General features: G+C 55.1%; 21 protein-coding genes, 2 tRNA genes and 1 riboswitch. Of the genes, 6 read left to right on the top strand and 17 right to left on the bottom strand.

The window, feature by feature from the left end:
• Positions 1-33: 33 nt before the first annotated feature.
• The 9 genes from KKG35_14965 to KKG35_15005 all read right to left on the bottom strand — a co-directional run bounded on the left by KKG35_14965 (position 34) and on the right by KKG35_15005 (position 9,763).
• Positions 34-1,137 (bottom strand): DegT/DnrJ/EryC1/StrS family aminotransferase, encoded by a 1,104-nt coding sequence (locus KKG35_14965; protein MBU1739431.1) that lies wholly within the window; start codon positions 1,135-1,137, stop codon positions 34-36.
• Positions 1,137-1,613, bottom strand: coding sequence for an N-acetyltransferase (locus KKG35_14970; GenBank protein ID MBU1739432.1), 477 nt, complete (start codon positions 1,611-1,613; stop codon positions 1,137-1,139). Before KKG35_14970 ends, KKG35_14965 begins: the two co-directional genes overlap by 1 nt.
• Positions 1,571-2,638, bottom strand: a complete 1,068-nt coding sequence (locus KKG35_14975) for a Gfo/Idh/MocA family oxidoreductase (GenBank protein ID MBU1739433.1) — start codon at positions 2,636-2,638, stop codon at positions 1,571-1,573. The genes KKG35_14970 and KKG35_14975 overlap by 43 nt, the downstream gene beginning before the upstream one ends.
• A 40-nt stretch (positions 2,639-2,678) precedes the next feature.
• Positions 2,679-3,863: a sugar transferase gene (locus KKG35_14980; protein MBU1739434.1), complete on the bottom strand. Its 1,185-nt coding sequence runs from the start codon at positions 3,861-3,863 to the stop codon at positions 2,679-2,681.
• A gap of 15 nt (positions 3,864-3,878) precedes the next feature.
• Positions 3,879-4,649 (bottom strand): hypothetical protein, encoded by a 771-nt coding sequence (locus KKG35_14985; protein ID MBU1739435.1) that lies wholly within the window; start codon positions 4,647-4,649, stop codon positions 3,879-3,881.
• Positions 4,650-4,651: 2 nt separating this feature from the next.
• Positions 4,652-6,073 carry an AAA family ATPase gene (locus KKG35_14990; GenBank protein ID MBU1739436.1) on the bottom strand — a complete coding sequence of 474 codons (1,422 nt, stop codon included), beginning with the start codon at positions 6,071-6,073 and terminating at the stop codon, positions 4,652-4,654.
• Positions 6,064-7,659, bottom strand: coding sequence for a hypothetical protein (locus tag KKG35_14995; protein ID MBU1739437.1), 1,596 nt, complete (start codon positions 7,657-7,659; stop codon positions 6,064-6,066). Before KKG35_14995 ends, KKG35_14990 begins: the two co-directional genes overlap by 10 nt.
• Positions 7,660-7,727: 68 nt before the next feature.
• Positions 7,728-8,483 (bottom strand): polysaccharide export protein, encoded by a 756-nt coding sequence (locus tag KKG35_15000; protein MBU1739438.1) that lies wholly within the window; start codon positions 8,481-8,483, stop codon positions 7,728-7,730.
• Between the two features lie 551 nt (positions 8,484-9,034).
• Complete coding sequence (locus tag KKG35_15005) at positions 9,035-9,763, bottom strand: response regulator transcription factor (GenBank protein MBU1739439.1); 729 nt, start codon at positions 9,761-9,763, stop codon at positions 9,035-9,037.
• A 456-nt stretch (positions 9,764-10,219) separates the two neighbouring features.
• Positions 10,220-10,309, top strand: a riboswitch (cyclic di-GMP riboswitch).
• A gap of 46 nt (positions 10,310-10,355) precedes the next feature.
• Between KKG35_15005 and KKG35_15010 the strand changes: the two genes are divergently transcribed.
• Complete coding sequence (locus KKG35_15010; GenBank protein ID MBU1739440.1) at positions 10,356-13,040, top strand: tandem-95 repeat protein; 2,685 nt, start codon at positions 10,356-10,358, stop codon at positions 13,038-13,040.
• Positions 13,041-13,262: 222 nt separating this feature from the next.
• Here the strand turns inward: KKG35_15010 and KKG35_15015 are convergent, their stop codons facing one another.
• Complete coding sequence (locus KKG35_15015) at positions 13,263-13,904, bottom strand: hypothetical protein (protein MBU1739441.1); 642 nt, start codon at positions 13,902-13,904, stop codon at positions 13,263-13,265.
• 207 nt (positions 13,905-14,111) lie between these two features.
• Positions 14,112-14,399, bottom strand: coding sequence for a hypothetical protein (locus tag KKG35_15020; GenBank protein ID MBU1739442.1), 288 nt, complete (start codon positions 14,397-14,399; stop codon positions 14,112-14,114).
• Positions 14,400-14,599: 200 nt separating this feature from the next.
• Between KKG35_15020 and KKG35_15025 the strand changes: the two genes are divergently transcribed.
• The 5 genes from KKG35_15025 to KKG35_15045 all read left to right on the top strand — a co-directional run bounded on the left by KKG35_15025 (position 14,600) and on the right by KKG35_15045 (position 20,498).
• A complete protein-coding gene (locus KKG35_15025; GenBank protein ID MBU1739443.1) occupies positions 14,600-16,249 on the top strand; it encodes a response regulator in 1,650 nt (549 codons plus the stop codon).
• 339 nt (positions 16,250-16,588) lie between these two features.
• The gene (locus KKG35_15030; protein ID MBU1739444.1) at positions 16,589-17,149 is read left to right on the top strand and encodes a hypothetical protein; all 561 of its coding nucleotides are present in this window, start codon (positions 16,589-16,591) and stop codon (positions 17,147-17,149) included.
• A 502-nt stretch (positions 17,150-17,651) separates the two neighbouring features.
• The gene (locus KKG35_15035) at positions 17,652-18,389 is read left to right on the top strand and encodes a PilZ domain-containing protein (GenBank protein ID MBU1739445.1); all 738 of its coding nucleotides are present in this window, start codon (positions 17,652-17,654) and stop codon (positions 18,387-18,389) included.
• A gap of 559 nt (positions 18,390-18,948) precedes the next feature.
• Positions 18,949-19,206 carry a helix-turn-helix domain-containing protein gene (locus KKG35_15040; protein ID MBU1739446.1) on the top strand — a complete coding sequence of 86 codons (258 nt, stop codon included), beginning with the start codon at positions 18,949-18,951 and terminating at the stop codon, positions 19,204-19,206.
• A complete protein-coding gene (locus tag KKG35_15045) occupies positions 19,203-20,498 on the top strand; it encodes a HipA domain-containing protein (GenBank protein MBU1739447.1) in 1,296 nt (431 codons plus the stop codon). The genes KKG35_15040 and KKG35_15045 overlap by 4 nt, the downstream gene beginning before the upstream one ends.
• 75 nt (positions 20,499-20,573) lie before the next feature.
• Here KKG35_15045 and KKG35_15050 read toward each other — a convergent pair.
• The 6 genes from KKG35_15050 to gatB form a co-directional block, all read right to left on the bottom strand.
• A tRNA-Ser gene (locus KKG35_15050) sits at positions 20,574-20,667 on the bottom strand.
• 15 nt (positions 20,668-20,682) lie between these two features.
• A tRNA-Ser gene (locus KKG35_15055) sits at positions 20,683-20,768 on the bottom strand.
• A gap of 604 nt (positions 20,769-21,372) precedes the next feature.
• Positions 21,373-22,731, bottom strand: a complete 1,359-nt coding sequence (gene radA / locus KKG35_15060) for a DNA repair protein RadA (GenBank protein MBU1739448.1) — start codon at positions 22,729-22,731, stop codon at positions 21,373-21,375.
• A gap of 392 nt (positions 22,732-23,123) precedes the next feature.
• Positions 23,124-24,281 carry a radical SAM family heme chaperone HemW gene (hemW, locus tag KKG35_15065; protein ID MBU1739449.1) on the bottom strand — a complete coding sequence of 386 codons (1,158 nt, stop codon included), beginning with the start codon at positions 24,279-24,281 and terminating at the stop codon, positions 23,124-23,126.
• The gene (gene radC / locus KKG35_15070; GenBank protein MBU1739450.1) at positions 24,274-24,993 is read right to left on the bottom strand and encodes a DNA repair protein RadC; all 720 of its coding nucleotides are present in this window, start codon (positions 24,991-24,993) and stop codon (positions 24,274-24,276) included. The genes hemW and radC overlap by 8 nt, the downstream gene beginning before the upstream one ends.
• A 181-nt stretch (positions 24,994-25,174) precedes the next feature.
• On the bottom strand, positions 25,175-26,605 hold the full coding sequence (gatB, locus tag KKG35_15075) for an Asp-tRNA(Asn)/Glu-tRNA(Gln) amidotransferase subunit GatB (protein MBU1739451.1): 1,431 nt from the start codon (positions 26,603-26,605) through the stop codon (positions 25,175-25,177).
• Positions 26,606-26,629: the final 24 nt, after the last annotated feature.

The raw sequence follows: 26,629 nt of genomic DNA on the forward strand, positions 1-26,629 counted from the left end.
GGAAGCGAAATATTGTCTCCGCCTGTCGTTCGCCTAAGTGACAATCTGGCGGATTTCGTCCGTCACATAGTTGATCTGCTGCTCGGTCAGCTCCGGGAACATGGGGAGCGAGAGCTGCTCCCCGGCATATTTTTCAGCCACCGGATACATCCCTGCGCCGAAGCCCATGCCGGCATATGCCTGCTGCAGATGGATGGGCACCGGGTAATGGATGCCGCAGAAGATTTTCTTTTCAGCCAACCGGGCGAGAACCCGGTCCCGGTTCCGCAGGCGTACAGGATAGATGTGATAGACATGCTTCGTGTTTTTCGCTTCAGAGGGCAGGGCCACCCCTTTCGTCCCTTCCAGAAGAGTGGTGTAGAGAGCGGCGTTTTTCCGGCGGGCCGCATTCCAGAGCGGCAGGTGTTTGAGCTTGACATCGAGAATGGCCCCCTGGATTCCGTCCATCCGGGAGTTCCAGCCGATGACGGAGTGATGGTATTTCTGCTGCTGGCCGTGGTCCCGAAAGATCCGCATCCGCGCGGCCAGCGTCTCGTCATTGGTGACCACCGCTCCGGCCTCGCCGTAGGCCCCGAGATTTTTGCCGGGGTAGAAGCTGAAGCAGCCCGCCCGGCCCAAGGACCCGGCCCTCCGGCCCTTGTATTCCGCCCCGTGGGCCTGGGCCGCGTCTTCAATCACCACCAGGCCGTGTTTTTCGGCAAACCTCAAAATGGGGTCCATGTCGGCCATCTGTCCATACAGGTGGACCGGGATGATGGCCCTGGTCTTCGGCGTGAGGGCCGCTTCCAGAAGGTCGGGATTCATGGTGTAGCTCTCTTCGTCGATATCCACGAAAACCGGGACGGCCCCGCACTGGCTGATGGCCTCGGCGGTGGCGATAAAGGAGTTCGGCACCGTGATCACCTCGTCACCGGCCCCGATCCCGAGTCCGCGGAGGGCGATCCAGAGGGCATCGGTGCCGCTGCCGACCCCGACGGCATGACGGCATTGACAGAAGTCGGCGAAGTTTTTTTCAAATTCTTCCACAAACGGCCCGCCGGCAAAGGAGGTCGAGTCCAGGACTTTGGCAATTGCCGCGAGCGCTTCCTCCTGGATGAGCGCATATTGCTGTTTCAGATCAAGAAGTGGTGTTTTCATCAGTCATCATCCTTCATCAGTTGTAAGATCCGGGCTGGATTGCCCGCGACAATGGCATTTCTTGGCACATCTTTGGTGACGACACTGCCGGCGCCGACGATGGCGTTTTCCCCGATGGAGATCCCTCCCAGCAGCGTCGCCCCGGAACCTATCGAGGCCCCGTGTCCGACCAGTATGGACTGGCAGCTCCAGTCGGCGTCTGTTTTCAACCGGCCGTCCCGGGTGGTGGCGCGGGGGTATTTGTCGTTGATGAACGTGACGCCGTGGCCGACGCAGACCCGGTCGCCGATCGTCACCCCTTCGCAGATAAAGCTGTGGCTGGAAATCTTGCAGGAGGCGCCGATCCGGGCCCCTTTCTGGATTTCGACAAACGGACCGATCTTGGTCTGATCGCCGATCACACAGCCGTACAGATTGACGAAGTCGGAAATTTTCACGCCGTGGCCGAGCTGGACATCAGATGATATTTTTTGCATGGCGCTGCCTCTATATGGGTGATGGAAACCTGCCCGCCCCCGATTTCCAGGGATGCGGACGCGGCTTCGAGAATTTTGATGACATCCAGAGCCTCTTTGCCCGAGGAGTGGGGTTTGAGGCCGTTTCTGATGCAGTCCAGAAAGTGGGCGGTTTCGATCAGCAGGGGTTCTTTCTGTTTGACATACGGGCAGTAGGAATCACCGTAGTGGTAGGAGTATTGAAAATCCGCAAAGGTGTCGTAGTGGGGCGGCGTTTCGACCCGTTTGTCATAGATTTTTATCTTCTCCATCGATTCGATATCGTTGTAGACGAGCATTCGCTTGCTGCCCACAAAGGTCATCTCCCTGACCTTGTTGGGATCAAGCCAGCTGCTCTGGATGGTGGCGAAACCGCCGTTGTTGAAGTTCAGGGTCATGTTGGTGACATCTTCGATTCTCTTGTTCACATGGGCCTTGCCCTGGCAGTTGACGCTGACCGGCATCTGTTCGAGGATGTGGAGGATGATCGAGATGTCGTGGGGGGCCAGGTCCCAGGCGACATTGATGTCCGTCTGGTAGAGCCCGAGGTTGCAGCGCCGCGAGCTGATGTAGAGAACTTCGCCCAGGTCCCTGGAATCGACGATCTCCTTGATCTTCATGACCGACGGGGAGTAGACGAAGGTGTGGCCGACCATCAGGGAGAGTTTTTTCTCGGCGGCGATCTCGATGAGTTCCCGGCATTCTTTGGCGCTGGTGGCCATCGGTTTTTCCACGAAGGTGTGCTTGCCGGCGAGCAGGCTTTCCCGGGCCATTGGATAATGAAAGCGCACGGGGGTGGCGATGGCGATCGCATCCAGCTGCTCATCCCGCAAAAGGTCTTCATAGCGGGTGGTTGTTTTCGCGTCCGGGTAAAGTTTTCCGATGTGAGCCAGGCGTTCCTGCGAAACATCGCAGATCATCTGCAGCTGACACTCCGGCAGAGAGTTGAAACTGCGGATAATGTTCGGCCCCCAGTATCCGCAACCTGCAACAGCGACCCTGATCATTTTGTTCTCCATAGTCTCAGTCCCTTTTGTGAATTTTTTTCTAGAATTTTGTGGGCTGTCCCGTTCCGATCCTGATGAGTTGCCCTCGTTTGTGCAGACTTTCCTTGAGTTCCGAGGCGATGGTCATCGGGGTCATGAGCAGTATTTTGATGTCCAGCCAGAGGGATTGTCGGCGGGCGTACTGAATGTCCAGCCGGACCATCTGGTTGAAGGTGAGCCTGTTTTTGCCGCTGACCTGCCACAAGCCGGTCATTCCCGGAGTCGTATCAAAACGGCCTTTGTGCCAGAGCTGGTATTCGGCAACTTCATAGGGAATCGACGGGCGGGGGCCGATCAGGCTCATGTCCCCTTTCAGCACGTTCACCAGCTGGGGCAGTTCATCAAGATAGGTCTTGCGCAGCAGTTTGCCGAAAGGGATGATCTGGTCGTTGTGGTCGTCGAGTTTGACCATGGGGCGGGCGGGCGCCCGCTCGCCGTCTTCTTTCGGGATCAGCGAGGCCAGATGTTTTTGATGGCCGGTGGTGTCGGCGTTGTACTCCATGGTCCGGAACTTCAGGAATTGAAAGGGGCGTCCGCCGAGGCCGATTCGGGTTTGCCTGTAGATGGCCGGGCCCGGCGAGACCGATTTGATCACACACCACAGTAGAACAAAGAGCGGAGAAAGGAGGATCAGTCCGAGGGACGAGCCCAGAAGATCCAGGCACCGTTTTTTTCTGGAGATCCTTTTGAGGTAGAGCAGAGACAACTCCTGCTCCGGAAGATCGCGGGTAAAGTGATGCCCGAACCCCCGTTCCGGCTGGATTCTTTTGGGTATTTTTTCGGCGCTCCCGGCCCCTTTATCCTGCGGTGGCGGGTAACTGTAAACTTCGCAGAGCAGCTGAATGCCGTTGGCAAGGAGGGACATCTGGATGTATTTGGCGAAATTCCAGGCGCTGTGGGCGTTGGAGTTGTGCAGAATGACGCCGATCTTGTTCGGCAAAAGCCAGCCTGCTTCATCGGTCGCCCGCATGCGGTTGTTCAGTTCAATCAGCAGATGGGTTTCCGCCTTGCCCCCCAGTTTCTCGTGCCTGGTGGCAAAGGTGACCAGGGAAAACCGGTGGGTGCTTCGATCGGCCCTGGCGCGCTCCCTGGCCAGGATATGCGCAAATTCCTTTTCTCCGTACAGGCTGTCGGACAGTACTTTGTGGGGTGCGTGAAACCATTTGAACACGGTGGAGAGAGACATGCGCGGCCTCCTTTGTCAGATTCTTTCGTAGATGAATTCGGGTATCGGATAGCGCCGTTTATTGAGGACGACACCGAGGATGTTGCCGTCCTGGGCCAGAATCCGGTCTTTCACCTTCTCTACCGTCTGCCAGCGGGTCTTTTGCGCCTGGACAACCAGGACGACGCCGTCAACTTTCGGCGAGAGCAGCAGGCATTCCGGGCGGCTGATCGCCGCCGGCGAGTCGATCAGCACCAGGTCAAACTCCTCCTTCAGCCTGTTGAGCAGCGGATCTATCCGGGACATTTCGCAGATGATGCCGGCCGGAAGGCCCTGACTCGACACCTGGGTCACATAGAGGGTGGTGCCGTCGACCCTGGCAAAGTCCTTTCGGGTCAATTTGGTCTGGCTTTTTGTTCCCAGCCGGGGCAGCTCGGACTGGACCTGAAAGAAACTGCACTGGTTCGGCGCTTTCTGGTTCAGGTCCAGCAGCAGGACGTTCTTTTTCAGTTTCATGCTGGCAAAACCGGCAAGTTTTCGCACCATGGTGCTGGTTCCTTCTCCCTTCTGGGTCCCCTGGAACTGGACAATCCGGCTCCTCCTTCCCGGCAGAAGGGTGACCAGGCTCTGATAGAGGCTGGTGGTGGGGTCGCCTCTTTTGGCATCGGAAATTCCGGGGCGGGTTTCTGCATACAGGGCCGGGCTGTGATCGGCGCCCTGCAGGGGGGGAATGGATATTTCCGTGGTTTCGCGCGCGTGGCCCCGTTCAAGGTCTGCGTATTCCAGTGCTTCAAATATTTTGGTCATGGTTATCGCCTCGCCTGGAAAGCAGACAGTATGCTTTCCTGTCTTGAAAGTTCCGGTAGGATGATCGTGTCGCCGATGAAGATCAGATCGGCGTCGAAGATTTTCGGGTTGCCGGCCTGGACCCTCCTGATGAGCTGGTCGTTGACGAAACCGTATGCGTCGAGGCAGATCCGGGAGAGATGTTCTCCTTTCCTGACGGTGATCGTTCTCGGTCCGGGTCTGCTCTTGCTCAGGGCGGGAGAAGGTTCCGGTTGCTTCTGTTCATTTTTCGCCGGGGCGGCGATGATTTCGGGTTCTCTGTCCGCCGCTTCGCCTGCCACCGGTTCATCGGGAGGGGCGGTTGTGCCCTCCGCTGCCCTGGACACCGAGAAGGGGCCTGAGGAAAGAAGGGTGGTCTGCGACTGCCCGGTCGCCGACGGGGCGGGCGATCTTGCCGGTGGCGGTTTCGTTTCCCTTTCGATCCCGGCCTGGCTGTTGACCGGTCCAGCGGGTTTATTCCGGTCGAGATCGGCTTTTCTGAAGGAGGAGAAGACCTGTGACCCGTTCAGGACGGAAATGGAGAGGAGCAGGGCGCCGAAAACGGAGGCGTATTTCCAGATGAAACCAACGGGGCGCCGGTTTCCCTGAAAATCGGCGATGACCTGACTCGCGATCGCCCTGGTGATTTTCCGTTCCTGAAAACCGAACCCCGCCACCAGGGCATTGTCGCAGAGGATGTTGAGCATTCGCGGCGAACCCTGCGCCGTCCTGATGATTTTTTTGAGGGCACCGGAACTGAAAATTTCCTGGGGAGTGGAGGTGACTTTCGCCAGGCGGAACAGCACGTATTCGTGGCTTTCCGTGGCTGAAAGAGGGCGCAGGGTCGCGCGAATGGCCAGCCGCTGGTTGAGTTGTCGCAGTTCTTTGCCGGCCAGTTTCTCGGCGAGTTCCGGCTGGCCGACCAGAACGATCTGTAAAAGCTTGTCTTTCGGGGTCTCGAGGTTCGACAGGATCCGCAGCTGTTCAAAGGTCTCGACCGGCATGTTCTGCGCTTCGTCGATGAGCAGGACAATATTGCGGCCCCGCTCATACCTGCTGATCAGGACGGTATGCAGCTGTTGCACCATGTCGTAGGGGCTGTCGCTTTGCAACCGGATCCCCAGTTCCCGGAAAATCGTTTTCAGGAGTTCATTGAAGGTGACGGCCGGGTTGAACACATAGATCGGTTCGACCAGATGCCGGTCGCACATGGCCAGGTAGGAACGAACGATGGTGGTCTTGCCGGTCCCGACTTCGCCGATCACCGAAACAAACCCTTTTTTCTTGGCGATACAGTAAATAATCGCCCCCAGGGCCTCCTTGTGGCTTGCGCTCAGGTAGAGGAATTCCGGATCCGGGGTGATGTGGAAGGGGGCCTTCGCCATATTGTAAAAGTTTACATACATGATTCGGACTCCTCGCACGGGACGGAAGCCAGCACATAAAGGCCGAGCCTTCTTTCCACGTCCTCTTTGGTTTTCAGTGAAGCATCGAGATACTCGAGGAAAAAGGCGAGACTGATCCCGCCGAACAGACCCAGAAGGATGCCGAGGGCGAGATTGACCGGTTTGTTCGGCTTGATCGCTTTCACGGGCAGGGTGGCCGGCTGGATGATGCTGAGATTGGAAACCTTGTCCAGGTCGAGATTCCTGGAGATGTCGGTGCGCTGTACGTCCTGACGGTACCTGAGGTATTCCTCTTCCAGGAGTTTCACGTCCCGTCTCAGTCGTGACTCGATGGTCTCGTTTTTGACCAGAGCGGCAAGCTCGGCGATTGGTTCCCTGAGGGTTTTTTCCAGAGCTTCCAGACTGGCAATTTCCCCCTGAAGGCGGGCGCGGCCTGTTTCCAGGGCAAGCTGCATCGCCTGATAGGTCGGGTCAACCCCGGTGGTGACCTCATCGGTCTCTTTTTCGCTGTTCAGCGCTGCTTCCGCCACCCGGATCTGTTCCCGCACCTCGACGAGCTGCCGGTTTTGATCGGGATATCTGGCCGACAGGTCCGCCTCCTTGATCCGGAAATCAAAGAGGCGGGCTTTTATCGCATCGGAGGTGGTGCTCTTTCTGCCGGCAACCCGGCCCAGTTCCACTTCCCTGGACCGGCGTGCCAGCCCCTGTTCGAGAGATGCGTTGTTGGCGCGGGAGGCGGCGATCCGGCTGTTTATTTCCGCGAGGTCGCTCTGGATCCGGCTGATCCGGGCGGAAAGCGTTTCCTTCTGGATACTGATGGAGGCGATGTTGTGCTCGGCCCGGAAGGCTTCGAGGGCGTTTTCCTTTTCCTGCAGTTTTTCGTAGAGATTGCCGGCCCGTTCCTGGAAAAACCGGGGCGGGGCAATGCTGCTGTGGATTTTGATATGGTGGTCCTGGAAAAGGGTCAGAAAGAGGTCCAGGACCCGCTGGCCGAACTGCGGTTCCCTGCAGTCAAAGGAGATCGTGATGACGTGGCTTTTCTGCTCAACCCCGACCTTGAGATTTTTGATCATTTTGTTGATGGCGTTTTCCCTGAGCGAGATATAGGACGGGGTCTCTTCTTTGCCGAAGAGATGGGCGGTTTTCTGCAAAGCCTTCCTGATGGAGGCGGTCATTGCGCCGAGGGAGGTCGGGTTCCGGCCTGCCTCGGGTTTGAGGTTCCCATCGGCCAGAAAAATTTCCGGAGTGATTCTGTCGACGACCTGCTCGGCAAGGAGCCTGCTTTTGATGATCGCAAGCTCGGAATTGACTTCGTTTTCCCTGCTTTGCGAGAGCGCCATGGTCGGGCCGTCCACGGTGGGGTCGAGGGCAAGACTTTCGCGGCCCACCCGGATGAGCACCCGTGCCTCCGACTGATAGATCTCGGGGGAGAGGAGGGTGAGCAGGAGCACGCCCAGGAAGGAGGCCCAGAAGAAGAGGAGGAGCGCTTTTTTTCTGCGAAACAGGACATAGAGAATATCCCGCAGCGAGCCGCCTTCTGGCGGAACATGCTGGGCCGGAAAATAATGCGGGTGCTGGAGCTGCATATCCATTTCCTCTCAATAACTTTTATGGGCCTGGGTCCGTGGACTGATCCTCTCGTCGCCGACCGCCGTCAGTTGTAGCGGTCGCGCAGTTCATAGTTGAAACCGAGCCCGATGCCCCGGAAGAGGAACAGCTCGGTGATATACTGGTTCACAAACTTGTTCAGGTTCGCAATCGTTGATTTCGGCACATAGACCACATCGTTTGGCTGCAGGAGGAAAGTATGGTTCGGGCCTGTTTCGTCAAGTGTTCCGGAAAGATCCGTTTTGTACGGAACAGCCTTGCCTTTTCCGTTCCTGCGGATGACGATCACCTCGTCGGTCCGGGCCGTTTCCTTGAAGCCGCCGGCATTGATGACCGCCTGGAGGACATTGACTTCTCCCTGAAGCGTCAGCAGGCCCGGGTTCTTGATTTCGCCGCCGACATAGATCCTCTGGTCGACCAGTGAACGGACGACCACCGAGATAACCGGATCTTTGATTTTGGATTCATAGAGATTGGTCAGTTTCGTATCCAGTTCCTCCGGCGTCAGGCCCTGGGCCAGGACCGAATCGATAAGCTGGAGGGTGATGTACCCGTCCGGCCTGATGACCTGGGTATCGTTGAGTTCTTTCCAGTAGGGGAATTTCAGTTCTATCTCGTCACCCGGCCGCAGGACCACTCTCGACTCGGGGGGAGGCGAGTAGGGCCGTTCGGCAATGCCTCCCTGGTTGGAAGCGCATGCCGCCGCCTGCAGCATGCAGGCAAGCGGCAGGGCCAGCCGCAGGAATAATACCGTCTTGGTTCGGACTTTATTCATGATGAGGCCACGATGGCGGGTGATCATTTTCCGTCCCTCCTTTTTTCTTTTTTGGCAGCGGAACCAGGCATCTCGTTTCTCCCGGAAGATTGTTTTTTTTCGCTCGGGCGGTAACCGTTTCCAGCCACCGGAGGGTTACGAACCCTGGATGAAAGCTGGTGTTCTTGATGCCATCACATCAAATTTCGATCAGTGATATCAATCGCCGGAGAGCTGTATATTTTTCGTATTGTTGCAATTGCTTATTCGCCAAAGAGTGTATGTTTTTTCTGCTCCCGGCTTACACCTTTTGTGCTATTTTTTTCTGCTGTCGGCCATCGCTCCGGAGGGAACTGAGGTTTTGCCTGTATTCCCGCCAATCCTTATTGTTCAAGGGTTTCCTGTCTTTACTCCTTCGGGTGGCGGGTGAGTGGCCGTTGTTTTTGCTGCGGCAGGTTCTTCCCGCTCGGCCTGACCTGCATCCGGGCCGCATGAACCGTCCGGGGCCTGAAACATCTCTCTTCTCTGCGGTGAGGAGTTGCAGAAGAAGATTAGGGTGGCGGGTCTACCTCTCATCCGGAGAGAGTAAGGATCTTTGCTCAGCTGATATCCGGCCCTCTCGTCTGCCATGTAAAGGCTTTTGGAGCCCGCTCAAGGTTCTGGGTCGCCCAGAGCGCCGCCTTGATGCGGCTCGTGACATTGATTTTCTGGTAAATATTGTGGGTGTGGGTCTTGACGGTGTGCGGGCTGATCCCAAGCTCGTCGGCAATATCATCTTTGCTCAGCCCTTCGGCAATCATGGCGAGGACCTCACGTTCCCGAAAGGTCAGAAAAGTAAATTTCTCGTCCGGTTTTTCATTGGCTTTCCCGGTCTTTGCAAGGCTTTGTTCCAGTACATTCCGGGAGACCCAGAGATGCCCCTGTAAAATTGCCTGGATCCCTTTCTGGAAGACGGACAGTGAGTCCTCCGGGTAGAAAATCCCCCGGATACCACGCTTGACCGCCTGGGTTTCAATCTGTTGTTCAGGGCAGACATTGAACAGGACAAATTGAAAATTTTCATACTGGAGATGCAGGTTGAGCTTACTCCATAAGGACTCCTGCTCGGCATCAATGCAATCCCAGAGAATGATACATTTTTTGTCGTAGCTCGCTTCCAGCAGGCTGAGCATTTTTTCGTGGGTCATGAAAGAGCAGGGCCGCCCCGTTGCTTTGCCAAGGGCCTGGGAGAGAAATTCGTTCTGGAGATGAAGTCTCCCGGCGATGTGGAGTCTGAGTTCCTTTTCAGATTCAAACTGGTCCGTGCTCTGCATTTTGACAGTGGCCATGATCCTCTCCTCTCGTAATGATTTGTCCATGTTGATACCGGGCCGTAATTAAAAGTCATGATGGAGGCGGAGGGCGCCCATTGTCAACGGGCTAAAAATGGTCAGAAAGTGGCAGCTTCCCGGTCTCGGCTGGGCGTGAAAAATCGGGTGTTAGGGCGCTAGTCGGTCAGGCGTCCGTCAGCGGATCGGGACTTTCATGAGTCACGCGGATATGGTATAACCGATGCTTCTGCTGCGATGGCTCATCCGCCGGCCATTACATAGCCATTTTTTACCATAAATAAGCCATTTATAAGCCTTCCGGGCGATTCACGAACAGAAATCCCTTTGCTATAATGACCATAAAGAATGAGTTGGGTGTAGTTCCCAAATCTTAATTTTGCGTCGATAAGGATGTCTTGGACCGATATGGTCTGTAAGTATAAAGAAACTTGATGAGGGTGTAAGATACAAGGTCATTGAAAAAGGCAAACTCGTCTAAAGGCGAGGACGCAAAACCACCGGCTTAACTCTCCATGTTGGAGATACGGCAGCGGGGTTGCCGATGGCTGTTTTGGCCTTCGGTATGCTTATTTTTCCCGGAGGCTTCACAATGTCAGAAACAATCTTTTGTAGAAAATCAACCAGAACACTCACCGCTATTCTCCTTGTCGCCCTGTTTGGCCTTGCCGGCTCAGCGGGCGCTGCACAAAACGTAACCGTCAGTTGGGATCATCCCTCTGCAAATGACGCGGTTCTAGCCTACCGGCTGTATCAGGATGATCGGCTGCTCTGTGAAACCCTTGATCCGGCAGCCCGGGCGATAACCTGCCCGGCGGAGCTTGCCGGAATGAGCGTGTTTACGGTTGCCGCCGTTTATAATGATGGCGCAGAAGTCGTGCCGCCCGTCAATGCACAGCCTGTGGCCCATAATCTGGCAGTGACCATGGACGAGGATGGGACGGCCAACTTTTTCCTGGTTGCGAGTGACCAGGAAAATGATCCGTTGACGTATGCGATCGTCGCCGGTCCTGCTTCCGGCGTCCTCGTCTTGACCGATCCGCGGACCGGGGCCTACCGGTATTCGCCCGCTCCTGACTTTGCCGGCACCGACACCTTTACTTACCTGGCAAACGACGGGACCGTTGATTCCGCGCCTGCCTCTGTCACCATCACCGTAAATCCTGTCAATGACTCACCGGCAGCCGACGCCGGCGCCGACCTGTCGGTTGCCGAAGGCCGGAATGTTGTTCTGGATGCGGCCGGGTCTACCGACAAGGATGACGGAATCGTGTCCTATTCCTGGGCGCAGGTAAGCGGCCCGACCGCTGTTCTTTCAGACAGCAGCGCTGTTCAGTCGATTGTGGAAGCCCCGGATGTGGGAGAAGACGGTGCGGTTCTTGTCTATGAACTGACCGTGACCGATCAGGGTGGCTTGGAGGCACGGGACACCGTTTCCATCAACGTTACGTGGGTAAACGAAGCTCCGGTGGCCGATGCCGGCACCGACCTGTCGGTTGCCGAAGGGCAGAAGGTTGTGCTGAATGCGACCGGATCAACCGACAATGATGACGGGATCGGGTCCTATTCCTGGGCCCAGGTAAGCGGCCCGACCGCTGCTCTCTCAGACAGCGGTGCGGTTCAGCCGACCTTGATCACTCCGGATGTGGGAACGGGCGGCGCGGTTCTCACTTATGAGCTGACCGTTACCGATCAGGGCGGACTGCAGGCCCTGGATACCGTGGCCGTCAATGTCCTGTGGGTGAACGAAGCTCCGGTGGCCGATGCCGGAGCTGATCAGAGCGTTCCGGCCGGCGCCACGGTCGTTCTTGATGGGAGCGGCTCTTCCGGAACGGATGATGGGATTGCCTCCGTTCTGTGGGTGCAGACCGCAGGGCCCCAGATCACTCTTTCCGACCCGGCCGCCATGCAGCCTTCATTTATCGCCCCTGTCGATCCGGCAGCAGCCCTGAGTCTGGCCTTTGAACTTATGGTCCAGGATTTTGGCGGTCTGCAGCAAAAAGACAGCTGCCTGGTTGAAGTCCTGCCGAAAAGAAACAATGTCACAATTTCCTGGTCGGCGCCTGCCTCCGGAGAGCCGGTTGTCTCCTTCAGGGTTACTCATAACGGGGTAATGCTTTGTGAAACCTTTGACCCTGCAGCGCGCGAAATCACCTGTCCCGTGACCCTGGCCGATGGCCCGAATGAGTTTGATGTCACCCCGGTTTATGCCACGGCAACGGAAACCGCCCCGGCGGAAGCGCTTCCTGCAGAGGAAACCGCGGTAAGCAGTGAGCCGGTCGCGGTGCTCTTTGCCTCTCTCAGCACGGCAGCCGGGTCCGTGTTCGATTCTCCGGCCGTTGTCAGCGAGCCGGTTGCGGTTGCTTCCGACATCGTGCTCAGCGTGGTTGGCGAGGTCGGTGTGGCTAACAACTCTCCCGTCGCCGATGCCGGACCTGACCAGATCGTAAAAGAAGGCGAAACCGTGATGCTTGACGCGTCAAATTCCTATGATCTTGATGATGATTCCCTGATCTTTGCCTGGACCCAACTGGCCGGCCCCTCCGTCAACCTTTCTGAGCCGTCTGCCCTGCAGCCCACGTTTGCGGCGGTCGATATCGGTATGCACAGCGCCACTCTGGTTTTCCAGCTCAAGGTGACCGATGCCCGGGGGCTGGAGGCAACCGATCTCTCAACTGTCAATGTCGTCTGGGTGAACGAGCCTCCTCTTGCCGCTGCCGGTGCGGATCTGAATGTCTTCGAGGGCGAGATGGTTGTGCTGGATGCATCGGGATCAACGGATAGTGATGACGGGATTGCTGCCTACTCATGGACCCAGATTGGGGGTCCTGAAACACCGCTTTCAGACTACACCGCCATGCAGCCGGTTTTCAGTGCTCCGGCTGGTGGTGATGACGGGGTGAGCATGACCTATGAAGTGACGGTCACCGATTTTGACGGGCTTTTTACCAGGGACACCGTGATTGTCAACAGCTCGTGGGTGAATGAGGCTCCGGTAGCCCATGCGGGTGTAGACCGGAAGGTTTCGGCCGGGGAGATCGTGACTCTGGACGGATCGCTCACCCATGATGCGGATGATGGGATATCCCTGGTCCGTTGGTCGCAGAAAACAGGCGTGCCGGTAACGCTTTCCGACCCGACTGTCCTGATGCCGGTGTTCAAGGCCCCGGCACAGATTACCGAGCCGATGACTCTTGCCTTTGAACTGGCCGTTACCGACCACAGCGGTCTGCAGCACACCGACAGCTGTCTGGTTGAAGTTTCACCCTTGCAGTAAGGAAGGTGGTCACAGGCGGGACGGGAAAGGCTCTTTTCCGGTTCCCGTGAAGAGGGAATACGGCGGAGGGAGCCGATAATCCGAAAAGTCATACTCCGGATGTTTTTCATAATCAACGGCCTGGCCGCGGCAAATAGTCCGCAGTCAGGCCGTTCTCGTTTTATTGCCGGTTCTTACTTGTTCCGGATCAGGGTTCCTGTCCCAATCCGGTTTCTCAACTCCTTAGCAGCAGGAACTCCGTCCCTGTTCCCGGGCTGGTTTGAATGGGAATCCGGTTTCCTGATCCCTGGCAGACTCCGGGGCAGCCGTCAGCTCCGCCTCTATCGTGTACCGGTTTCCCAGGCCGAGATTGTTCTGGATCGTCAATCTGCCCCGCAGTGGAGAATTCAGGAGGCAGATCCAGTATCCCCCAGGGGCGAGTTTGTCGGAGTAGTAGAGCACCCTTTCCGTAAACCGGTCGATGATCGGCCGCAGTGAATCGGCTGAAAGTTGCGGGGTGTTGTCGGTAATGACAACTTTCAGGAGGTGTTTTTCAGGGCGGTCCAGAGGCAGTGTTTTCAGCTGGACAACGAAGACCCCTTCCTTCGGAGTGTTCCAGGAGGAGGTGTTTGCGAAGGCATCGATCATGCGGATCAGGTGCTTCGGGTGTCCTGAAAATACCGAAGGTGAAGAGAGGGCGAGCGAGATATCGCTGAAAAAGCCGTTTTGCCTGGCGCGAAGGGAGATGATGCGATCGATGACGATCGCCAGTTCCCTGATGTCGAAGATTTTCGTATCGGTGGAATTTTTCGCGTCTGGTCCTGCCTGTTGGGTGGGCGGTGATTTCTTTCGTAATGCATACCAGTGTCCAATGGTGGTCTTCATAACGCGGATACTCCCTTGGTGGTGGTGTTTACTCTGTGAACCGGAGTTTTTTTCTGGGGGAAGAGAAATCTGTTCTCCAGGAAAAAGTGTCTCCGCATGGTCCCCTTTCTATATGTACATATAAAAATCTGATTGCCGTCGAATTTCAGCCGAGGACTCTTCGACAGTTCGCCAGGCTCACGGGCAGAGTGAACGGAATCACTTTTTTTACCGGTCTTCCTGAGCCTGTCGAAGCCGGTCATCCTGAGCTTGTCGAAGGATGGCTCCGTTGATGTTCTCCGGCAGGGAGTTTCCCCGGTGCTTCGGACTCGCTTCATTAATAGTAAAGACGGTTCCCCGGCGCAAGAAGGGATTAATGGCCAGCAAATGGTAGGAAAAGTGGTCACTGGCCGGGGAAGCCGAAGATAGAAGGTGTCGCAAAAAGGCGGGACCGGCCCGCAGCGGTGTTCCGGGATTGAAACCGTTTTCCCGGTCAGGGGAGTCTTTTTCCTGCACCTCACAGCTTCTCCGGAATGATATCGGGAAAGGATCGGGTGCCCCGAAACCGCACTCGGCACTCTCCGGGGATTTTTTTTGCAAGAAAATTGGAAATGAGGCCTGAAGCTGTGATAACGTGTTTGATATCAAATGGTGAGAACGTCATAAACCCTCATGCCAGTTAAAAGCAGGCCTGCTCCCCGTAAAGATGAGATGTTATGAGAAATGACAATCAGATTTTATTGGTTGATGATGAGGAGGCGATCCGCAGTCTTCTCAAGGAAATTCTGGAGCCGGAGGGCTTAGTGGTCACGATGGCGGCGGATGGCGAGGAGGCGCTTGCCAAATTCCGGGAGCAGTATTTTGATCTTGTGCTCCTGGATCTGTCTCTGCCCGATATCAACGGCATTGAACTGCTGAAAAGATTCAAAACCGAGCAACCCCTTGTCGGGGTAATCATCATTACCGGCCATGCGGAGATGTTGACCTTTCTCGAGGCATCGCGGCAGGGTGCGGACGATTACCTTCTGAAGCCTTTCGACAGCAAGGAGCTGGTTGTCCGGATCGCGAACTGCATCGAGAAAAAAAGGCATGAGAAGACTCTCCGGATGCATGAAGAGATTCTTGCCGTGAGCGCGGATCTGGTCATCCTGATCAGTCCCGGGCGAAGAATTCTGCTGGCGAACGATGCATTCAGCCGCACAGTACACTGTAGACTTGAAGATCTTGATGCTGAACTGCTGTATGATCTTTTCGGGCAGGAGCTCTATACCCGGGAGATGAAAAAGGCGCTCAGTTATTGTTTCAGGGGCAACAAATGCGAGCACCAGGGGGTATTGGCCGGAAAGGACGGCCGTTCCGGATTTTATCATTTTTCCTACTCACCGGTTGTTGGATCGGACGGCAAGGTGTCCGCCGTCGTCCTCTCCATGAGGGACCTGACCGAATACAACGCGGTGGTGCAGCAGTTGCGGGACAGTGAAGAGCGGCTGCATCTGGCGATGGACATCTCCTCCGACGGAGTGTGGGACCGCAATCTGGTGACCGGCGAGACCGTCTACGGTGAAAACTGGGCCGGACTTCTGGGCTACACCCTGGCCGAGCTGAAAGAGGGCAAAATTACCTTTCAAAACCTGCTGCATCCGGATGACCGGGAAAAGACGATTGCCCTGAGTGAGGAACATATTCGGGGTAAAACCGAGAGGTATGTTGCGGAATTCCGGTTAAGGACCAAAAAGCGGGGCTGGCGGTGGATCCTCGCCCGAGGCCAGGTGGTGGAGAGGGACGCGGGCGGCAAACCCCTGCGTTTCATGGGGACCCACACCGATATAACGAGGCAGAAGGAGCTGGAGTTTCGGCTGCGGGCTTTCGCCGAACACCTGGAAGAGGTGGTTGAAAAGCGCACCCGGGAGCTGGCCCGGAAAAGCGAAAACCTTGAGGAGGTCAACATCGCCCTGACCGTTCTTCTGCGAAAGCGCGACCAGGACAAAAAGGAGCTGGAGGAGCAGATGGTCAGCAATGTCAGGTCGCTGATCGTTCCCTATCTGGAAAAGCTGAAAAATTGCGAACTGTCCGACCGGGAACAAAGTTATCTGGATGCCATTGAAACCAACCTGGACAATATCACCTCTCCCTTCATGCACCGCCTCTCCGTCCATCATCGGGGCTATACTCCGACGGAGATCCAGGTGGCCAATTATATCAAGGACGGCAAGACCTCGAAAGAGATCGCCGAGATCATGAACCTTTCCCCGGAAACGATCAGCAATCACCGGAAAAACATCAGGAAGAAAAGCGGGATCGCCAATAAAAAGGTGAACCTGCGGACGGCCCTGTTGTCGCTGGTTGAATCCCGCTCAAGCCACTGACGTCTTTCAGATCCGGAAGATCAGTCATCGCCTCTTCCCCGTTCGTCCTGCCTCATTTTGCTCCCGGTGGGGAGCGAGTCATGCCCGACGGAGGTGAGCGCTCTCTCCGGAGCGGTTTTTCTGCTCAAGGTGTCCGGTCAATGGTCACTATCCCTCCCCATCACTAGCCAAAAACACCTTCTTATTCTTTCCTTGAAAATCTGTCAGAATGATCACCAAGGTTTCAGGGTGTACTCCGATTTATACGGGGCGCCTGAAACGGGAAAAAAACTGATTGAGGATCAAGCAAAAGAAAAAGGAGAGAAAATGTTACCACACCAAGGAATGCAAAAAAGACGTGTGAAACGAGGATCTGTCCGGAAACAGACGTTTGACATGCGGCAGCTCATTGCCCGCCTCGGTATTCAACTCGGGATGAAAGCGAACGCAAAGGGCTTGTATCTCGATATTTCGTGCGCGGAGAGTATGCCCCGGTATGTCAAGGGAGACCTGCAAAAGTTGCATGACATCATCTCCCGGCTGGGGAACAGCAGCCTTGAAAATACTGAACGCGGCGGTCTCACCATCCGGGTCGAGACCCAGGAGATTCTGGAGGCACAAGATTGCTGGCTGGAGATTTCCCTCACCGATACGAGTTCCGGCCTCATCCATGACCGGATAGAGGACATCCTTACGGAGCAATTGCAGCCAATCAGCCAGGGACGCTCTTTCCTCAAGCAGCCGCAGCATCTTGGGGGACATCTGTTAGCCGATTCCATGGAAATCATTGTTTCCGGCCGCAGTGTTCCCGGCTGGGGCGCCCTGTATCTGGTGCAGGTGAGGTTTCCGGTGGAAGTTCCCTCGCTGAGGCTCTTTGAAGGTCACCATACCTTCAGGGAAGCTGTTGCCGGGCTGCAATGATCCTAAAAAAAAGTGTCCGCGCCGCATCGATTTCCGACTGGAGGCGATGCGGTATCCCGATGATTCACTGACTGCCCTCATTTTATTGTTGCCGGCTCCTGGTGCAGGATGATTTTTTCATTCTGCCTGTTGGCGGGAAAGGAGATGGTCTGTTTTTTTAACGCAACGGGCCGGAGCGGTAAAAGGAGTGAGCTGGTGGAACCGAAAGAGAAGAAAATGTACAAATATCTCGATTCTGAGCAGCATGAGGTTTGGCTTTGCGAGGTATGCAATGAATTGCGGACATTTCTTGTGTTTCGAAGGGATCTGCGTCTGGTTGGCAAGAGTGAACACGCCTCAATCAAGTGTGATACATGTGAAAAAAATGTCTTGGAAGCAGTCCGAAATCCGTGATCGGGATGCGTCGAACAAACTGGTTCTCAGCGGGATGCAGAATCTGATTGCCGCGATGAAAGAGGCCTTTGTGGCTTTTTAATACTTTATCTGTCTGGAGGTGGTCTATATGAGAATGAGGGAAGTCCGGAGCAAAGCAAAAAAGATGGGGATCAACTGTTCAGGAAGAAAGAATGCAGGGATCATCAGGGTCATTCGGAAGGCGGCGGGGAACTCTTTCAGTTTCCAGGGCCGCCCGGCAGAATGGTCTTGGCGTGACTGCCGCCTGAATACACTCAGGGCGGATATGCAGGCGGGTAATTTTCCCCGGCTCAGGAATGACAGGAATATGTATTTCAAAATCAGGACCCCGGTCAAAGATCGGCGTCGTTATCCGCGAGCCCCGGTGAACAACGGCACCGTGGCATTTTACAACAAGAAGGTTCTGGGGCAGATTATTGATATCAGTCTGACCGGGATCTCTTTTTCCTATTATTATGCTGAAGACTCCAGTAGTTCCGGGCCATTTCTACCTCCAGAGGGGACGGTTGACATCGTCAGCATGAATAAGAATTTCTCGCTGTGTGATTTGCCTGTTGCGGTGGCGGTTAATTGTCTGGAGAGCGATCTTCAGGTCCCGGAGTATTCCGTCAGCAAGTGGCGATGTGGCCTTGAGTTTGGGAAAGTCGTCAACGGACAGAAGTTCCAGTTGAAAAATCTGGTGCAGTATTTTACAGGCGCCGATCCGGTCGGGCCGACAAGTGAGCAAGGGGAATTCCCGCCGGGAAATTATGGATACCGCCGCCGCATACATGGCTATGTGACAGATCAGCTTACAGGACGTTGTCGGCGGGGGAAGAATTGCTGAGTCCCGCCTCTCCTTATCATGCCAGAAGATAAGTTTGCCCCCCAAGGGGTGAGAGTGCCCGTCAGGGTGCCTTCCCCGCAGCACGAAGTCTAGTGTCACGTCAACTCTGAACCGTCACATCTTTCTCGTCGTTTTTCGCGCCTCCTGCGTTACCTGTTGGGTTACATAGCGCTGCTATGCAACCCAACAGGTGCCTTGCCGGCACAAAAAATGCCGGAGAAATATTATGACATTTCATCCTTGACGCGACACTAGTGCTGATCTGCTGCGGGGAATCTTCATATGCTGAAACAAAAAAGGCCCGGCAACTTGCCGGGCCTTTTTTTTAAGGAAGTGGCGGAGAGAGTGGCTCTTGTATGTCGAACCTTCATCTCTAACTATCTAATCTGTCTTTTAGTCGGAGTTGAGGAATCGCATATAAATACTATCTTGGCAGTATTTATATGCTGCAATGGCTGGTTCTGGCTATTTATACTGTTTTGGCAGTATTATGGCTTGACATGAAGTGTGTTTGATCTTAGATACTGTCACCATAGTATTTATGGAAATAGGAGGTGCTATGCCTAAAATAGTGAAACCATTGCCGACACCGGTTCAAAACGGACCTTTAGAGGCCAGACTGCTTGGAAAATTCGTCCGGGCCAGACGGACGCAGGCTGGGATGGGAATTCATGAGGCGGCTGCTTTTTGCGGTGTGGCCGTGGATACAATGACCAAGATCGAGAAAGCTTTAGGCGACGTTCAGTTGTCTAGCGTTCTGAAGGTGTGCCGAATGTTGGGAATTGTAATCAAAGTAGAACGGTGGGATGAGAGATGACGGAACAACTTGCCGTATTTATAAATCAGCAGCAGCTCGGCACACTGCTTCTTGAGGGTAAAGAAGACGTTTTCGGATTGGAATACGACCCCCAATGGTTGGCAGAGGGCGGGTATGTTGTTTCCCCGTACTTGAAGCCGGGGAAATGTCAGTCAGAGTCAGTGAAGAGGTTTCTGTCGAATCTTTTGCCGGAAGGGAGGTGGCTGGAAGAACTAGCCGTTGATTGTCGGATTTCGAAGAACAACATTTTTGGCTTGATCGCAGCCATTGGTAGCGAAACCACCGGCGCCCTGACCTTCCATCACGATGGTGGGATTGTTGAACAGGTAGAGACTTCATTCAGGCAGGTTGGAGAAGAAGAGTTGCAGGACAGGTTGGCCAGGCGGCAAGATCTGTCTATAGCCAATTGGGATGGCAAGTCCAGGTTGTCGGTGGCTGGTGTTCAGGATAAATTGCCAATATTGATCAAGCCCGATGGCAAAATGGGATTCGGCGAGGGGGATCTTGCCTCTACCCATATCCTTAAGTTCGGGACCAGGCCGGACATGCATCTGGTGATTAACGAATTTATCTGCATGGAGCTGGCCCGCCTTGTGAGGTTACCGGTAGCCGAGGTTTCTTTGGCCAGGTACGGGGAGCCGGTATTGATTGTCGAACGATTCGATAGAAAATGGACTGGGGATCGGGTAGAGCGGATACATCTGATCGATGGTTGTCAGATGCTCGATTTGCCACCGACATATAAGTACGAGCGCCCTTTTGGGAAAACAGGCGAGGGCGCCAGGATCAGAACCGGGGCGAGCCTCCCTGCTCTATTTAAAGCATGCCGGCTGTGTCGGGTTCCGGCACTCGCCATGAGGGAATTATTAAACTGGGTATTATTTCAATTGCTGATCGGGAATAGCGATGCTCATGGCAAGAATATATCGTTTTTTGTGGGCAGGAGCGGCATGGATGTCGCGCCGGCATACGACCTGGTAAATGTGGAAATTTATGGTGAGCGATATGACCGGGATTTGGCCATGGCGGTCGGTGATACTTTTGATTTCGGGAAGATCCATGCCTACCAGTTGGCTGGGATGTGCGATGAATGCAACCTGCCTCAAAGGCAGATGGCGAGAGCTTTACAGTCTATGGGGAACTTGTTGATCAAGGCTGTTGATGGTTTTGACAAGTTGGATCTGTTTATCGGTGATGAACAAGCATTTGGGCAGGGTTTATTAGATGGTATAAGAACCAACTCTCAGCGTTTCCTGGAAATTGCTCATGAACTTCCGGATGTCCGGCTGTAGGCAATCCCTGGATCTTCATACCGGGCTATAAAAAAAGAAAAGCCCGACGAAAACGCCGGGCCTATCTGGTATACTTGGCGGAGAGAGAGGGATTCGAACCCTCGGTAAGGCTTTTGACCCTACACTCGCTTAGCAGGCGAGCACCTTCGGCCTACTCGGTCATCTCTCCGTTACATAAAAAAAATGGCGGAGGAAGTAGGATTCGAACCCACGGAACTTTCGTTCAACGGTTTTCAAGACCGCCGCCTTCAACCACTCGGCCATTCCTCCGGATTAAAGCATAAAACCATGTACCATTTCCGACCTGGCATGTCAATAATATCGGGCGTGCAAAATGAGCGGAGCGGCGGGATAGTTTTATCACTACAGGGTTTCATTCCCTGCGGCTTGCAATCTTATTCCATTCGCTTTCTGCTGCGGGGGGCATTCCGGCGAATGCCGGAATCCTGATTGAACCGGACACCCGGTCGGATACAGGTGGTATTTCGGATCCGGGATGACGTTTGATCCACCATCTCCCGAAGTCCCGTGCTGTTCGCGTTCTGCTGCGGGGCAGTTCATTTCACCAGTTGGCAGGTTGTGATCTGGGGAAGGTTCGGCAGTGGGCAAAAAGAAACCGGCCAGGGGGGAGACTGGCCGGTTCGGGGGGAAAGAGATAAGAGAGAAATCTTATTTGCTTATATAACTTAGCAAGTGGTGTGCCAACAACGATTTAATATTTTTTATTCAATGATATTAATAGTTTGCACGCTTTTTTGGGGGGGATGCCTCTGTGCTTTGCGGTTCAAAAATTTACACTTTCCTGCTGCTGGCAGGAGAAAGTATAAAAAATTATACTGAGAAGCTGCGATAACACGGGTGAAGTCGGCGCTGATCAGAGAGCGTCGAGAGCTTCCCGGAGAGTGCTCACTGCGAGGACCTCAAGCCCTGCTATCTGTTTTTTCGGTGCGTTTGCCTTGGGTACAATGGCTTTCCTGAAACCGTGTTTGGCTGCTTCCCGCAGTCTTTCCTGGCCGCCCGGGACCGGCCGGATTTCACCGGCCAGACCTGCTTCCCCGAAGGCAACCAGATCTACGGGAAGGCTTTTCCCTTTCAGGCTTGAGACAACGGCCAGCAGCAACGGCAGATCAGCGCCGGTCTCCATGACCTTGATCCCCCCGACGACGTTCACGAAGATGTCTTTGTTGTAGGTGGCAACGTTGCCGTGCCGGTGCAGGACGGCGAGCAGCATGGACAACCGGTTATAGTCGAGCCCCAGCGTTACCCGTCGGGGATTTTCGCCATAACTGTCATCGGCCAGGGCCTGGATTTCCACGAGCATGGGGCGGCTGCCCTCCCAGATAACCATGACCGCGCTGCCCGGCATCTCCTTGTCCTGCCGGGAAAGAAAGATCGCCGACGGATTGGTCACTTCTTTTAACCCCTTGTCGGTCATCGCGTACACGCCAAGCTCGTTGACCGCCCCGTAGCGGTTTTTCACGGCCCGCATGATCCGGAAGCGTGAGTCGGAACTGCCCTCGATATAGCAGACCACGTCAATGATATGTTCGAGGACCCGTGGGCCGGCCAGATCGCCGGTCTTGGTGACATGGCCGATCAGGAAGAAGGCGGTGTTGCTCTGTTTGGCGAAGGCGGTCAGTCGCGCTGCGGAATCCCGGACCTGGGAAACGCTTCCCGGGGCGGAGTTTGAATCCGGCGACTGCATGGTCTGGATGGAGTCGATGACCACCACCCGCGGTTGTTCGGCGACGGCGGCTTCGCAGATTTCCTCGATGCCGGTCTCGGCCAGGAGCAGCAGGTTCGCCTCGGGCAGTTCCAGTCGCCTGGCCCGCATGGTGATCTGCTGCAGGGATTCTTCCCCGGTCACATACAGCACCTTCATTTTTTCTGCCAGGCGGCAGCAGATCTGGAGAAGAATCGTCGATTTGCCGACCCCCGGGTCTCCGCCGATCAGCACCACCGAGCCGGGGACCACCCCGCCGCCGAGGACCCGGTCGAATTCATTAAAACCGGTGGCAAATCTCGGCGCGCTGTCGGTATCGACCTCGGCCATGGTCTTGACCTCGGAGCGTTCACCGGCGTATCCGCGCTTTGCGGGTTTTGCCTTGGTGGCCGAAAAACGGGCCTCCTTGATGGTGTCCCAGGCATTGCATTCCGGGCACTGGCCCATCCAGCGGCCGAAATCGGCGCCGCAGTCGCCGCACATGAAGATGGTGGTTTTGTCTTTTGCCATTTCTTTTTCTGATTACCGCAAGGTTTCTGCCAATGGATCGCGGGGAATTATCCGCCTGCCGGCAGCAAGTTGATGTTCATCACAATCTCAACTTTCTGACTTGTCTAAGATATTGGTTTGCTGTCATAAAATAATCCCAAGCCATGGCGGTATTCCATGATTAGAAGCCAGAATCCAGAAGTCAGGAGCCAGAATGACTGATTTTTTCACCCTTCGGGTATAAGTCTCGATGTCTCACAAGTTCGCTTTCGCCCAGGGGCATAAGTTTCGTATAAGCAGGCACGCTGCTTAACTTAACTAATCGGTACGAGCAGGCCAGCTGCTCAACTCAGCTTTATCGGGAGATTAACCTAACTCAGAAAGTTGAGTCACAATTGTTAATTCTTCATTATTTACACCAGTTCCGCGAGAATCTGGTTCGCGACCGGCAGGGCTTTTGCCGAAAGCCGCAAGCGACCGTTTTCAATTCTTACCAGTTCCTTTGCTAAAAGCGAGGGTAAAATGTCCCGGTAATAGTCGCAGGCATCAATGGCAAACCTGGCTTGCAAGTCTTCAAGATCAATGCCGTCAATAAGCCTGAGGCCCATGATGACCGTTTCCCGGAAAGAGGACTCTCGGGAGAGCGCCTCGCTCTCGATCCAGGCCGGTTCACCGTTATGGAGTTTCCTTATATAGTGGTCCGGGTCATCGCTGTTTCTGATTCTGGTCCCGGAAAGGTACGACACCGCCGCGCAGCCGAGTCCGAGGTAGGGCAGGTTCCGCCAGTAAACGAGATTATGGCGGCACTCCCGGCCCGGTCTGGCATAGTTTGAGATCTCATATCTTCTGTAACCGAATGGGGAAAGCTGCTGCTCAAGAAATTCAGTCATGTCCTGAACTTCATCCTCCGACGGCAGCGCGAGCTTTCCCTGTGCATCGAGTCCGGCAAACGCTGTTCCCGGATCAACGCTCAACTGGTAGAGGGAAAGATGATCGGGAGAAAGTTTCGTGGCGATGCTGACATCTTCCTGCAGGTCGGCAACCCCCTGGCCGGGAAGGCCACAGATCAGATCCAGATTGATGTTGGTAAAACCGTTTTCCCGTGCCGATTTTATGGCGGCAACGGCCTGTTTTGCCGTGTGGATGCGACCGATTTTTTTCAGAATCCGGTCGTGAAAGGATTGCACGCCGATGCTTAACCGGTTGACTCCGGATTTCGTGAGACTTGCCAGCAGATCCGGAGTCAGGGTGTTCGGGTTGCACTCGATGGAGATTTCCGCATCGGATGAAAGTTCGAAGCGGTGTTTTACCCTCTCCACAAGTTGGGCCAGATCTTCTCCGGAAAGTACGGTCGGGGTGCCGCCGCCGATAAAGAGGGATTGGAAGTGAAGGTGCTGCAGCAGCGGGTGATGAGCGTAAAAATCGATCTCCTTTTGCAGAGCCGCCAGGTAGTCGGGGACCAGTTTCTCTCTGCCGGCATAGGAGACAAATGAGCAGTAGCCGCATTTGCTCTGACAGAACGGGATGTGGATGTAAATACCGGCCCATGTCTCGGGAGCCTGATCAGCCATGTTCGGCGACCTTCCGGCATTCCTGGCGGATCTCGGCCATCAGCCCGTGATCGGCGAAGCTGTAAGGTTTTTCCCCGCTGCCGACGATCAGGTGGTCGAGCAGATTGATATTGACCAGCGAACAGGCCATGAACAGATGGCGGGTCAGCCGGATGTCGTCGGTGGAAGGGGAGAGAGAGCCGGATGGGTGGTTGTGGGCGATAATGATTGCCGCAGCGTGGTGCTGTATTGCTTTTTTGACCAGTTCCCGCGGATAAATGGTGTTGGTGGTCAGGGTCCCTTCGGCGACGATTTCGGAATCAATGATCCCATGTGCGGCGTCGAGGAAGATCACGTTCAGGATCTCTTTTTTAAGGCCGCGCATGGAGTGGACCAGGTATTCTGCCACTGCGCCGGAAGAGTGCAGATACTCCCGTTCTTTGATCCGTTCTTTAAGGTAGCGTCGCGATACTGACTGGACAAAGCTCACGGCAAAAGAATTGATCGGGCCGATCCCGTGAATTTCAGTGAGTTCATCGGGAGGGGCGTCGAGTACTCCCTGCAGGGAGCCGAATTTTTCCAGGGCGGCCCGGGCCATCTTTTTGCAGTCCCGACGTGGGGTGCCGAGGGTCAGCAGCAATTCCAGAATGTCGGAATCGGTCAGGGCATCGACCCCCTTTTCGAGAAATCTGTCTCGCAGTCGCTGGCGGTGACCTTCGTTGCTTTCCGGCATGGTTCATTTCTCCGTGGCCTGGAGTCGCGATTGAATGACTCTCAGCCGCTTAAGAGATGGTTCTGTGGGTCCCGGAGGCATATCAGCAAGAGATGAGAGCAACCGGCAATCAGCATGGTAAAGTGAAATTATGTTAATGATCTCAGTCTGTTAAGCTGCCGGTATTCGTCTTCTGCCTTCGTTATTTTTTCAGTTCTTCGGTAAACAACTGGTTGGCCATTTTCGGGTTGGCCCGCCCCTTGGTTTTCTGCATCAGCTGGCCGACAAAAAAGCCCATGACCTTGTCCTTGCCGTCCCTGAACTGCTGGACCTGCTCCGGATTGGCGGCGATGATCTCCCGGACGATCTGCAGCAGGTCGCCCTCATCACTCATCTGGACCAGATTTTTCTCTTTGACCACGGTATCCGGGTCTTTACCGGTTGCCAGCATTTCCTGGAAGACCGTTTTGGCGATCTTGCCGCTGATGGTGCCCTTCTCGATCAGGGTGAGAAGGGCGGCCAGATTGGCCGGGGAGACCAGGCATTGTTTGATATCATTTTCCTCCCCTTTCAGTTCACGGATCAGTTCGGTCATGATCCAGTTGGAGAGTTTCTTGGCATTGGCATATCCGGCGAGGGCCGTCTCGAAATAGTCGGCCAGTTCCCGTTCGGAGGTGAGGATGACCGCATCGTAATCGGGGAGTTCCAGCTGTTCGATAAACCGCTTCTTTCGTTCGTCGGGCAGCTCCGGCTGGTGTTCCCGGAGGTTCTCGATCCATTCTTCCGAAATCTCGATCGGGATCAGGTCGGGGTCGGGAAAATAGCGGTAGTCATGCGCCTCCTCTTTGGAGCGCATGGAGTTGGTCTTGTTGTTGTCCGGGTCCCAGAGGAGCGTTTCCTGGACGATTTCGCCGCCGTCGAGAAGGATGTCGCGCTGGCGGCGCTCTTCGTATTCAAGTGCCTTCTGGACGTTGCGGAAGGAGTTCATGTTCTTCAGCTCGGTCCGGGTGCCGAATTCCTTTTGCCCCCTCGGGCGCAGCGAGATGTTGGCGTCACAGCGGAAGCTGCCTTCCTGCATGTTTCCGTCGCAGATATCGAGATAGCGGAGGATGGCGTGCAGTTTTTTCAAGTATGCGGCGGCCTCTTCCGGCGAGCGGAGGTCCGGTTCGCTGACGATCTCGATCAGCGGGGTGCCGGTGCGGTTCAAGTCAACGTAGCTTTTTGGTTCGTGTTCGTCATGGACAAGCTTGCCGGCGTCTTCTTCCATGTGGATCCGGGTCAGGCCGATCTCTTTTTTTTCGCCGGCCACTTCGATCTCGACCCGGCCGTGTTCGGCGATGGGCAGTTCAAACTGGGAGATCTGGTAGCCCTTCGGCAGGTCGGGATAGAAGTAATTCTTCCGGGCGAACTGGTTGATCCGGTTGATCTCGCAGTCGGTGGCGAGACTCATTTTGATCGCGTTTTCGACGACCTGGCGGTTTAATACCGGCAGGACCCCCGGCATTCCGAGACAGACCGGACAGGTGTTGGTGTTGGGCGGCTTGCCGAACTCGGTGGAACAACCGCAGAAGATCTTGGTTTTGGTATTGAGCTGGGCATGGACCTCAAGGCCGATGACTGTTTCAAAATCCATTGTCTCTCCAGAAATGTGTCAGAT

The organism is Pseudomonadota bacterium, assembly GCA_018823285.1.
GTDB lineage: Bacteria > Desulfobacterota > Desulfobulbia > Desulfobulbales > JAGXFP01 > JAHJIQ01.

Bases quoted from the DNA above. Each gene is read 5' to 3' on its own strand.
- KKG35_15040 (MBU1739446.1), top strand. From the start codon at position 18,949: ATGCCTAAAATAGTGAAACCATTGCCGACACCGGTTCAAAACGGACCT.
- KKG35_15000 (MBU1739438.1), bottom strand. From the start codon at position 8,483: ATGATCACCCGCCATCGTGGCCTCATCATGAATAAAGTCCGAACCAAG.
- KKG35_14995 (MBU1739437.1), bottom strand. From the start codon at position 7,659: ATGCAGCTCCAGCACCCGCATTATTTTCCGGCCCAGCATGTTCCGCCA.
- radA (MBU1739448.1), bottom strand. From the start codon at position 22,731: ATGGCAAAAGACAAAACCACCATCTTCATGTGCGGCGACTGCGGCGCC.
- KKG35_15005 (MBU1739439.1), bottom strand. From the start codon at position 9,763: ATGGCCACTGTCAAAATGCAGAGCACGGACCAGTTTGAATCTGAAAAG.
- KKG35_14975 (MBU1739433.1), bottom strand. From the start codon at position 2,638: ATGATCAGGGTCGCTGTTGCAGGTTGCGGATACTGGGGGCCGAACATT.
- KKG35_15035 (MBU1739445.1), top strand. From the start codon at position 17,652: ATGAGAATGAGGGAAGTCCGGAGCAAAGCAAAAAAGATGGGGATCAAC.
- KKG35_14980 (MBU1739434.1), bottom strand. From the start codon at position 3,863: ATGTCTCTCTCCACCGTGTTCAAATGGTTTCACGCACCCCACAAAGTA.
- KKG35_15025 (MBU1739443.1), top strand. From the start codon at position 14,600: ATGAGAAATGACAATCAGATTTTATTGGTTGATGATGAGGAGGCGATC.
- KKG35_14965 (MBU1739431.1), bottom strand. From the start codon at position 1,137: ATGAAAACACCACTTCTTGATCTGAAACAGCAATATGCGCTCATCCAG.
- KKG35_14970 (MBU1739432.1), bottom strand. From the start codon at position 1,613: ATGCAAAAAATATCATCTGATGTCCAGCTCGGCCACGGCGTGAAAATT.
- KKG35_14990 (MBU1739436.1), bottom strand. From the start codon at position 6,073: ATGTATGTAAACTTTTACAATATGGCGAAGGCCCCCTTCCACATCACC.
- gatB (MBU1739451.1), bottom strand. From the start codon at position 26,605: ATGGATTTTGAAACAGTCATCGGCCTTGAGGTCCATGCCCAGCTCAAT.
- radC (MBU1739450.1), bottom strand. From the start codon at position 24,993: ATGCCGGAAAGCAACGAAGGTCACCGCCAGCGACTGCGAGACAGATTT.
- hemW (MBU1739449.1), bottom strand. From the start codon at position 24,281: ATGGCTGATCAGGCTCCCGAGACATGGGCCGGTATTTACATCCACATC.
- KKG35_15015 (MBU1739441.1), bottom strand. From the start codon at position 13,904: ATGAAGACCACCATTGGACACTGGTATGCATTACGAAAGAAATCACCG.
- KKG35_15010 (MBU1739440.1), top strand. From the start codon at position 10,356: ATGTCAGAAACAATCTTTTGTAGAAAATCAACCAGAACACTCACCGCT.
- KKG35_15045 (MBU1739447.1), top strand. From the start codon at position 19,203: ATGACGGAACAACTTGCCGTATTTATAAATCAGCAGCAGCTCGGCACA.
- KKG35_14985 (MBU1739435.1), bottom strand. From the start codon at position 4,649: ATGACCAAAATATTTGAAGCACTGGAATACGCAGACCTTGAACGGGGC.